Raw genomic sequence first — 9,581 nt, 5'->3', positions numbered from 1 at the left:
ATGCTATTGGCAAGTAAACTTGAGTCTTGTTGTAGACTTCCAAATAAGTAAGAAGATTTGATTCCAAAAGAGAAATTTCTGCCAATCCGAAAACCATTAGAAAAGGATACCTCATTGATGCCGCCAGAACCTTCTGTATAAGTAGGATTAAAGATGTTGGTTCCGATTGTATTTTTTTGACCGTTGAAAGAATAGTTACTACTGCTATATTGGGAAAGACCAAAGCTGAAACCCCAAAAAGGTTTTACTTTCATGCCCATTTCGACGCGTTGTACCTGAAGCTCATTGGTGGTTGTAGATTGCAATATAGGTGTACCTGTATATTTGATACTACTAAAATTGCCGGCTAATTCCAAATTGAAATAGTGATCATTTAAGAAAGGCAGGGAAGCAGGGTTAGCCTCATACATATTATGTGGAGACGAAAGACTGATACCACTATTTGCCATTCCAGAAGACCTATCGAAATAGTTATTTACAATATTACCTATGCCCAACATTGAATAAGGCGAAGTGTTGTTTTGTGCAACAGACGGTAATGCTTTTGACAAAAAGACAACCACAATAGTAAAATACCTTATTTTCTTCAAAATCATTCAGTTAATATTATTTTAGAGAAATGTAGTCGATGACCAACTGCATTTGAGCATTTGAATTATTTGCATCCCCCAGTATCAGCCTGCTAAAGCCGCTAAACAATGAAGAGCTTATTGGGCTTAAAATTAAACCTAATTTTCTGGAATTGGCTGTTTGATTAGAAATGAGTGAATTAATAAATGCGGTAACATCATAACTATATTGAGTATTAACGCCGTTTAAATAATCAACTACTAAATTCCCTGTTTCTATTGCACCGCTTGCATTTGTGATAGGATTGCCTATCCCATTATTTAAATCTGTGCCTGCAAGTTGAAGGGTATTGGGAAGATAATAAATGCCTTCAAAACTGCCCTTAACAGGTTTTATATATAAGGTTGCTTTAGCTATCTTTATAAAATTGTGCGTCTGTACTATTGATTGAATCGAGGGAAAGGTAATTTTGGCTAAGGTGCCCGTAATAGGTTGCATAAAGGCGCTACTATCGGTCATCTGAGAAGGTATTTCATTATTGACACTTCCAATATTGGCATTTTTTAATTGACCTGTGCGATTAATGGTAATATTGGAAAAATGCAGTCCATTATTAAACGATTGAAAAGAAGCAATCTTTTGTATGGCAAATGGAGCGGCAGGTGTCTTGTAATATAATCTCATCGTGACACTATCGCTTATCATTATGGCTAAGTCGGTGTTGGATGTCGCCGAGAGTTTAATGCCGTTAAAATATTGTGCAAACAACTCATTAGAGGTTATACTCGCATTTTTTGTTCGCAGCTTATTTAGTATGTCTATTCCTAAACTATCGTCTAATCGTATTGAGATCGAATCGTTAGTCGAATTGATGAAGCCCGGTTTTAGTAGATAAGAAGTTTGGCCAATAGGGGTTGCCGCACTTGAAAATGAATCTGTATTGTATAAAATAGTGGAATTATTGGCACTATTTGGTGCTACAATTCGTTCGGTCAAAGGATTCACCTGAATGTTGATAGGCAGCGTCGTATCTCCATAATATGCATTCGTAAGTTTGATGTAGAGTGTAAGTGAGTCAAAAGAAGCTGCATTAAATTCTGTAGAAGAAGCATCATATGCAGGTGCTCCCAATTGAAAATAAGCAGATGCATTTACATTGCCGAAAGCCGAATCGGTATATTTGCCGACAAAGCTGAAATTAACTGTAGAAGTAGGGAAAGAATCTATGTAAATGGTAGATAATCTAGGAGTAAAACTATCTATTTGTATAATCTGCGTGTATCCATTATCTACAAACTGTTGACCAAATGGAATGTTTGTTTTTACGCAGGACCCCATAAATAAAGTGGTGCTTAACATTCCCAGGTAATACAGCAAAGCCCGTCTTTTGTGATAATACATACTTTATTTATAAGAGATTTAAGAAGTTGCAATGATAAGTTGCTATGCTGTTACAAAGTTGTTAGTATGGATTAATTATCTATTTTAATAGACTAATCGGTAATAATTATCGATAAAAAGAAAAAAATATGTATTTTTAATTCGGAAAACAATTCCTAAAAAGATATAATTCTGTTTAATAGTATTGTTTCTTCCTGAATATTTAACTTTATTAGCCCAATGTGTCTTTTATAATACTGTCAAAATTAGTAATGGAACTCAAGTTTAGAATAGCAAAAGTATGGCGGATAGCGGCTCAAATTTTGTTTTGGATAGTGGTGTTTTTGGCTCCTTTATATTTGTATCAAGGTAGATTAATGAATTTGCAATTTTATAAAAGGGAATTTATAAACGATTTATTCCTGCTGTTTCTTTTTTATTTCAATGTGAATTTTCTTATTCCTCGGTTTTTTATTTATAAGAAATGGGTGAAATATTTTCTTTTGGTATTCATTTCACTGGTGGCGGTAGGTGTTCAGCAAATTGCCGTTGAAAAAATATTTGACCCCAAACATTTGCCGGAGAATAACATTGCCGCCGTTAAGGCCACAGAAGAAGGGAAATTTTCTAATCCACGACCAAAGATGATGGAGCGGACGTCGACGTGGAGGGGATGGACTGATGGGGAAGTCGATGACCCTGAAATTTGGGGTTTACCACAGTTTCTTTTCTTTATCATTTTAAAAAAAGCACTTACAACTTCCCTCCTGCTTTTATTCCTTGGGTCTTTTGTAAAACTTTCTATAGTTTGGTTTAATACAGAAGGAGAAAACGAAAGATTACAGAAAGAGAATCTAAAAACGGAATTGAAGTTTTTGAAGTCGCAGGTTAATGCACATTTTTTATTTAATTCTTTAAATGGCTTATATGTATTGGCGCACATGAAGTCAGAAAATACAGAAGGCGGTATTTTGAAATTATCTCAGATAATGCGGTATATGACTTACGATACAAATGTTGATTTTGTTTCGCTGAGTACGGAAGTAGAATATCTGCAAAATTATATTGATTTGCAAACACTCAGGCTGCCGGAATTTCTGGAGATTGCTTTTTTAGTTCAGGGGATTAAAGATAATTTAAAAATTGAGCCAATGTTGCTAATCCCCTTTATAGAGAATACTTTCAAGCATGGAATTAGTTATAATGAGAAATGTAGAATTGATATTCAAATAACGATAAAAGATGACCAACTTGTCCTAGAAACGGAGAACCGAATTTTTCCGCCAAAAGTTATAAGAGAATTTGGTGGCATTGGTCTTGTCAATGTAAAAGAACGCCTTAGGATTCTGTATGGGCAAAGGCATCATCTTAGCGTTCTGAATATTGGAAAGTCTTTCAAAGTAAAACTTCAGATACAATTAAACACAATATAAAATGATAAACTGCATTGTAGTGGACGATGAACCGCTGGCCATAGAACTGCTAAAAGACTTTATAGAAAAGATGCCGGAATTGTCATTAAAAGAAACTTTTATCAATTCATTGGAAGCGCTTTCCTATGTAAATAAACAGCCTATAGATTTGATCTTCTTGGATATTCAGATGCCGGATTTAAATGGTATAGATTTTTTAAAAAATTTGAAATCGAAGCCTGATATTATTTTAACAACCGCTTTTCAAGAGTTTGCGATTGAAGGCTATAATTTCGATGTACTCGATTTTCTCCTAAAGCCTATTGAGTTTCCTCGGTTTTTGAATGCAGTTAAAAGGGCGGAAGAGCATCACGAACTTAAAAAATCAGGCGGTAATATAGTTACTCATGAAAATCACCATCGTTTCCTTTTCGTTAAAACAGAATATAAGCTGATAAAAGTAAATTATGATGATATCCTCTATATTGAGGGGCTAAAGGACTATTCTAAAATCTACACAAGACTTAACGCCAAGCCTATTGTTACCCTTCAAAATTTGAAATCTTTTGAGGAGAAATTTAAAACAGATGAATTTATTAGGGTTCACCGATCCTATATTATTTCCCTTGCCAAAATTGATATGATCGCTAGAAGTAGCATAATGGTTGGTAATAAAGAAATTCCAGTCAGTGATGCATTTAAAGGACAATTAAAAAATATTGTTAAGAGATACTCTTAAACACTGCAATGTATCCATGGATTCTTTTGGGAAAAACATACATAAAGAATTATCCATTTAGATCAAGAAAACTATTTGGTAGATGAAAATAGGCATTCTGTCAATAAAAAGTAGCATTCAATCAATTTTAACTAATAAAAGCAAGATGCAACAAATACTTTCATCCACAAATTAAAACATACACATAAAAATGAATAAACTGAAATCATCTATTCTTTTGGTAAGTGCAAGTATTTTATATCTATCGGCCTGTACCAAATCGACTACCGCTACAACCGACACGGAAGGCAATTGGGTGAAAATTTCCACTTTAGACGGCAATGCGCGTTCATTTGCAGTTGCTTTTACAATTGGCAATTTTGGCTATGTAGGCACCGGTTTAGATGGGAACAATAAATTGTTGAGTGATTTTTGGAAATATGATCCAACCAATAATGCTTGGACACAAGTTGCATCAATGCCTTCAGCTAGAGAAGCTGCTGTGGGAATGGCTATTGATGGGAATGGGTATGTGGGAACTGGTACAGATAGTTATGGTACCTATTTTAATGATTTTTATCAATATAATCCTACCTCAGATACTTGGACGAAGAAGGCGAATTTTCCAGGGGCAGCGCGCTCCAGGGCGACAGCTTTTGCAATAGGCGATAATGGATATATTACTTGTGGTTGGGATGGTAATTATTACAAAGACATGTATTCTTATAATGCTACTAATGATACTTGGAAGTCCGAAGTTAGCTTGGGCGGAGATAAACGCTTAGGTGCTATGTCTTTTGTCTATAAGAATATAGGCTATGTAGTTGGAGGCACTAATAGTGGTGGACAGGCGGCTGTCGATTTTTGGAGTTATAATCCTTCCACTTCCATTTGGACAAGATTGAGAGATATTAGTAATACTACTGATTCTAGTTTTGACGATAACTATACAAATATCGCGCGTACCAATGGAGTTGCTTTTGTCGTAGGAGATAACGCCTTTGTAGCTACAGGTCAATCAATTGATGGCGGTAGTTTTTTAACTTCTACTTGGAGTTATGATTTTGCAACTAAATTGTGGGAAACCAGGACTCCGTATGAAAACACTCGTTCACCAAGAAAAGGTGCGGTAGCATTTACTGTAAATGGTAGAGCTTTCATTGGTACGGGTGTCAGCACGACAACACCTTACGATAATTTTGACGAGTTTGTTCCTTCGGAAACTTATAATGCAAATGATTAAATTAAGATTTGCGGCACTTTTACTAATTGTTGCATCCTTATCTTTATCTTGTACGGCTAAACATAGTCGATCCAAAGAGTGGGTACAATTAAGAGTGGAACCTTTGGAAAGTAGTGTTGGTTGGGGATACGAGATTTTTGCCGGCGAGAAGCTTTATATAAAACAAGATAAAATACCTGTTGTTGGTGGTAGTCAAGGTTTTAAAACTAAGCAACAGGCTGTTGAGGCTGGACAAATGGTAATTGATAAATTAAAGAAAGGACAGTCTCCTGCTTTAGATTCTGATGATTTGAGAAAGGTGAGTGTTCAATTTTAATCCTGTATTCTTTAGCTATTTGCTAGACTGAACATACATTCAAAGAAAAAGGTTAGCTCTAATTTTTAGGACTAACCTTTTTTATACTGTCTATGCGAGTTGTGATAGGGTGGTGGGCCGGGTTATACTTTCTTTTGTGTTATTTTACCTTTACTCAAAATTTGTAAAGATGATTTTAGGCAATGGGCTAATTGGTACCGCGTTGCGGCAAGTAGATAATGACGATGTTTTATATTGTGCATCAGGTGTTTCTAATTTATTTGGACATATACAGAGTCAATGTTTACGTGAAGAAAATTTGTTGCGAGATAATATTTCAAAGTACCGAGGGAAGACGGTTGTTTATTTCAGTTCTTACAGCATCCAGGATACTGACGACAGCAAGAATACTCCTTATCTATTGCACAAAAAGAACATGGAGTCGTTAGTGCAATTGATGGCTCCGAAATACCTGATAGCACGGACTTCGAATGTCGTAGGTAAAAGTGGGCAGCCTGGCAACCTGACTAATTTTATTTTTCATCATTTATTGAATGCCACTCCTTTTGAGGTCTGGAAAAACACCAACCGAAACTTAATAGATGTACAACACCTTGCAGCTATGGCAAACTATTATTTGCAATGGGGTCAATTGAATAAAACAGTTCATTTAATTAACCCTAAGGACGTAACAATAGAAGAAGTGGTGAAGTCATTTGAAAATAAAATGAATAGGAAAGCCAACTATAGCCTGGTTGATAAAGGCACCTATTATCATTGCGATAAAACAGTTGCTAATCATATTTTTGAAGCACTTCAACTACCCAACGAAAGATATGTCGAAATGCTTATTGAAAAGTATTTCATTTAAATTGCAGGTAAAAATTTAATACAACTTTAATGGAAGTATAAATAAATGAAGGGGTTAAGTAATCCAAAATAGTTAAATTTGTCATAGTGTATTCGTATAAAGATTATTCTAATCACCAATAAATTTAACTAGATGAAGCACAATAAAACATTAAAAGAAGGAACTTCTGTAAAATTAAAGTCAGCAAAAATAGCAGCGGGTTTAGATATAGGTATCTCGGCTAAAAATGCGCAAGCTGTGGCTAATAGGTTACAGCGATTGCTGTCTGATGAGCAGATTTTATATGCTAAAACGCGCAATTATCACTGGAATGTGGAAGGAGCCAACTTTATGGAAATGCATAAGTTTTATGAGGGTTTATACACTGAGTTAGCGGAAGTAATTGATCAGATAGCAGAACGAATTAGAAAGATAGGGCATTATGCCCAAGGTCGTCTGGAAGATTTTTTGAAACAAACAAATTTACTGGAAGGAGAATACACTAATGATCAAAATATACAATTAAGTAATTTATTATCCGATCATGAGGTCATTATACGTAGTTTACGAAAAGATGTCGATGACTTTGGAAATGAATACAAAGATGCAGGTTCTGCCGATTTTGTTACGGGATTATTGAAAATGCATGAGCAATGGGCTTGGTTTTGCAGAAGCTACATTGCTAAATAAATTGAGGTAAATTATCTATATAAATGCAGGCTGTTGAGCCTGCATTTATATAGATAAGAGTCGATCACTATTTGAGCCCCCTCTCTTATTCTTTTAATAATTTGTCTATATAGTCATTAAACTCTTTTACATATCGAGTATAGTATTCACCGGTGGCCGGGCCTTCAAAACCAGTGTCTATCTTTCGTACTTTGCCTGTTTTATCAAGGATAATAGTAGTGGGGAACATTTTGATAGGCGTGAGTTGTGGTAATGTTTTTTCGGTACGCATAGGATCTGCGACGGAAACATCTGTTATCAGTAACGGATATTGAACGTTGAAACGATCCTTAAATTTCATGATACTATTGCGGGATCTGGTAAAATCTGTAGTTAGTTCATAACACAAGCCAATCATCGCTACACCACGCTGCTTATTTTTATTATAAAAGTCACTCAGAAAAGCAGTTTCATCCATACAGTTGGGGCACCATGAACCCATAATATCAATCACTACAACTTTGTTTTTGAATTGTGGATCGTTGATGGAAATTTGTTTGCCATCAAGATTTTTAAAACTAAAATTTAAATGTCCGCTTTCCCCACTTTTAACAAACATGGCTGCACTATTAGGTAGGGTGGCAGTATCGTTTTTTACCGCAGTAAAATCCTCTACACTTGTGGCACCGCTGTATAATTTCCCGTTAAGTTTGCCGCCATTAATTTTTGCTTCATAGAGGAGGGCGTGTATGCCGTCAAAGCCTGAAAGCCAAGCTGAATCGCCACTTACAATCCCTTCAAGATATCTGTCGTCGCCAGTAGGAGTGAGTACAGAACCCGTAATGCGATTATCCTTCTGCACAAATTCACCAATTGCCGGTGAGATCTTCTGTTGTGTTTGAGCAGAAAACGCCATGGCCCATTTGCCTGATATATTTTGTTTTGCATCTCCATTTATAGCGGTAAAGCGTGTGGGGTTGTTTGTAGTTGCCGTAAAGGGCAGTACAATATTTTTACCTACACTTGCTCGAATCCAAACACCATTAATGCTATCTGCAGAAATAATTTTTGCTTTAAATCCTGATTCAAAAACAGGCATTGTTATAAAAACAGAATCTTGTGTTATCACTACATTGGGTACGCGCATTCTTTCCTCTGCGTTCAGAATATAAACAACGGGGGTGCCATCTTCTTCGGTAGAGGCTATGTTGAACACAATTTGTTTTCCATCAGGGCGATGAATGGAAGCATGCCAAAGTCTAGAATGTGTTGTTTCTTGTGCCGATAGTGCGATAGAAAATGATAGAATGAATATTAGTAGGAGACTCTTTTTCATTGGTAGGAGATTAAGCAGTAAAAATACGCAAATTGCCCCAAGTTTTTGATTCCCGATTAAAAAAAGACTGGTAGTAAAATATTTTTGCATAAGCTCCTTTTCTTGTTTTATTTTTATTCTTCTTTCAATAAAAATATATGATAGAGTTTGCATCTAAACTTCCCAATATTACCAGCACCATTTTTACAGAAATGAGTCAGCTCGCGCAACAATATGATGCTATTAACTTGGGACAAGGGTTTCCAGATTATCCGATGGATGCCGCATTGCCGGGCCTTCTGAACAAAGCGATGAGTGATGGGTACAATCAATATGCGCATTCCAATGGACTACCATTGTTACGCGAACAAATTGCTGAAAAGATCAAATTTTTGTATGACACCGATATAAATTCAGACACACAAATAACAATAACGCCTGGTGGAACCTACGCTATTTTTACCGCACTTTCGACGGTCTTACATATAGGAGACGAGGTGATTGTTTTTGAGCCGGCTTACGATTGCTATATTCCCGCGATTGAATTAAACGGGGCGGTGCCGATATTGATTTCGTTGAGATTTCCTGATTATCAAATTCCCTGGGATGAAGTGCGGGCGAAAATTTCTACTAGGACGCGAATGATTATTATCAATACGCCACATAATCCAACCGGCAGTATTGTATCTAGAAATGATATGCAGCAACTTACTACGCTGACAAGGAATACGAATATCTTAGTTTTGAGCGATGAAGTGTACGAACATTTAATTTATGATGGCAAAATACACGAAAGTGTTTTGAAGTATCCGGAATTGATGGAGAGAAGTTTTGCATGTTTTTCCTTTGGTAAAACTTATCATTGTACAGGGTGGAAAATAGGTTATTGTGTGGCCTCACCCCAATTAATGAAAGAGTTTAGAAAAGTACACCAATATAATTGCTTCAGTTGCTTTACACCAGCGCAGGTTGCGATTGCGACCTATATAGAGAACAAAGATGCTTATCTTAATCTGTCCAATATTATGCAACAAAAAAGAGATTATTTTATGAATTTGTTGAAAGACACATTATTAAAACCGCTAAAGACAAATGGGAGTTTTTTTCAATGTTATAGCTACGCTGCCAT

Annotated in this window: 10 protein-coding genes; 7 read left to right on the top strand and 3 right to left on the bottom strand. The window is 35.9% G+C overall.

Going from position 1 to position 9,581, the window contains the following annotated elements; genetic code table 11:
• Positions 1 to 590, bottom strand: a 590-nt coding sequence (locus tag ACQR30_RS05550) for a hypothetical protein (RefSeq protein WP_429732449.1), incomplete at its 3' end; no start/stop codon positions are given.
• Positions 591 to 606: 16 nt separating this feature from the next.
• Positions 607 to 1,971, bottom strand: coding sequence for a DUF4270 family protein (locus tag ACQR30_RS05545; RefSeq protein WP_429732447.1), 1,365 nt, complete (start codon positions 1,969 to 1,971; stop codon positions 607 to 609).
• Between the two features lie 251 nt (positions 1,972 to 2,222).
• Here ACQR30_RS05545 and ACQR30_RS05540 point away from each other — a divergent pair, with 251 nt between their 5' ends.
• The 6 genes from ACQR30_RS05540 (at position 2,223) to ACQR30_RS05515 (ending at position 7,158) form a co-directional block, all read left to right on the top strand.
• Positions 2,223 to 3,383 (top strand): sensor histidine kinase, encoded by a 1,161-nt coding sequence (locus ACQR30_RS05540; RefSeq protein WP_429732445.1) that lies wholly within the window; start codon positions 2,223 to 2,225, stop codon positions 3,381 to 3,383.
• A 1-nt stretch (position 3,384) separates the two neighbouring features.
• The gene (locus ACQR30_RS05535; protein ID WP_429732442.1) at positions 3,385 to 4,101 is read left to right on the top strand and encodes a LytR/AlgR family response regulator transcription factor; all 717 of its coding nucleotides are present in this window, start codon (positions 3,385 to 3,387) and stop codon (positions 4,099 to 4,101) included.
• Positions 4,102 to 4,291: 190 nt separating this feature from the next.
• Positions 4,292 to 5,323, top strand: coding sequence for a Kelch repeat-containing protein (locus tag ACQR30_RS05530; protein WP_429732439.1), 1,032 nt, complete (start codon positions 4,292 to 4,294; stop codon positions 5,321 to 5,323).
• Positions 5,316 to 5,639 carry a DUF4907 domain-containing protein gene (locus ACQR30_RS05525; protein WP_429732436.1) on the top strand — a complete coding sequence of 108 codons (324 nt, stop codon included), beginning with the start codon at positions 5,316 to 5,318 and terminating at the stop codon, positions 5,637 to 5,639. The genes ACQR30_RS05530 and ACQR30_RS05525 overlap by 8 nt, the downstream gene beginning before the upstream one ends.
• Before the next feature lie 169 nt (positions 5,640 to 5,808).
• Entirely contained in the window at positions 5,809 to 6,489 is a 681-nt protein-coding gene (locus ACQR30_RS05520; protein ID WP_429732434.1) for a hypothetical protein, read from the top strand.
• Positions 6,490 to 6,621: 132 nt separating this feature from the next.
• Entirely contained in the window at positions 6,622 to 7,158 is a 537-nt protein-coding gene (locus ACQR30_RS05515; RefSeq protein WP_429732431.1) for a Dps family protein, read from the top strand.
• Positions 7,159 to 7,243: 85 nt separating this feature from the next.
• On the opposite strand, the gene ACQR30_RS05510 is transcribed toward ACQR30_RS05515, so the two are convergent.
• Positions 7,244 to 8,473 carry a peroxiredoxin family protein gene (locus ACQR30_RS05510; RefSeq protein WP_429732428.1) on the bottom strand — a complete coding sequence of 410 codons (1,230 nt, stop codon included), beginning with the start codon at positions 8,471 to 8,473 and terminating at the stop codon, positions 7,244 to 7,246.
• 137 nt (positions 8,474 to 8,610) lie between these two features.
• Between ACQR30_RS05510 and ACQR30_RS05505 the strand changes: the two genes are divergently transcribed.
• Positions 8,611 to 9,581 (top strand): methionine aminotransferase (locus ACQR30_RS05505; RefSeq protein ID WP_429732425.1); only part of this gene is annotated, 971 nt, incomplete at its 3' end.

This window comes from Arachidicoccus sp. (genome assembly GCF_050436765.1).
Classification (GTDB): domain Bacteria; phylum Bacteroidota; class Bacteroidia; order Chitinophagales; family Chitinophagaceae; genus Arachidicoccus.
This window is presented reverse-complemented; position numbering and strand designations above follow the sequence as displayed.

Bases quoted from the DNA above. Each gene is read 5' to 3' on its own strand.
- ACQR30_RS05545 (WP_429732447.1), bottom strand. From the start codon at position 1,971: ATGTATTATCACAAAAGACGGGCTTTGCTGTATTACCTGGGAATGTTA.
- ACQR30_RS05540 (WP_429732445.1), top strand. From the start codon at position 2,223: ATGGAACTCAAGTTTAGAATAGCAAAAGTATGGCGGATAGCGGCTCAA.
- ACQR30_RS05535 (WP_429732442.1), top strand. From the start codon at position 3,385: ATGATAAACTGCATTGTAGTGGACGATGAACCGCTGGCCATAGAACTG.
- ACQR30_RS05530 (WP_429732439.1), top strand. From the start codon at position 4,292: ATGAATAAACTGAAATCATCTATTCTTTTGGTAAGTGCAAGTATTTTA.
- ACQR30_RS05525 (WP_429732436.1), top strand. From the start codon at position 5,316: ATGATTAAATTAAGATTTGCGGCACTTTTACTAATTGTTGCATCCTTA.
- ACQR30_RS05520 (WP_429732434.1), top strand. From the start codon at position 5,809: ATGATTTTAGGCAATGGGCTAATTGGTACCGCGTTGCGGCAAGTAGAT.
- ACQR30_RS05515 (WP_429732431.1), top strand. From the start codon at position 6,622: ATGAAGCACAATAAAACATTAAAAGAAGGAACTTCTGTAAAATTAAAG.
- ACQR30_RS05510 (WP_429732428.1), bottom strand. From the start codon at position 8,473: ATGAAAAAGAGTCTCCTACTAATATTCATTCTATCATTTTCTATCGCA.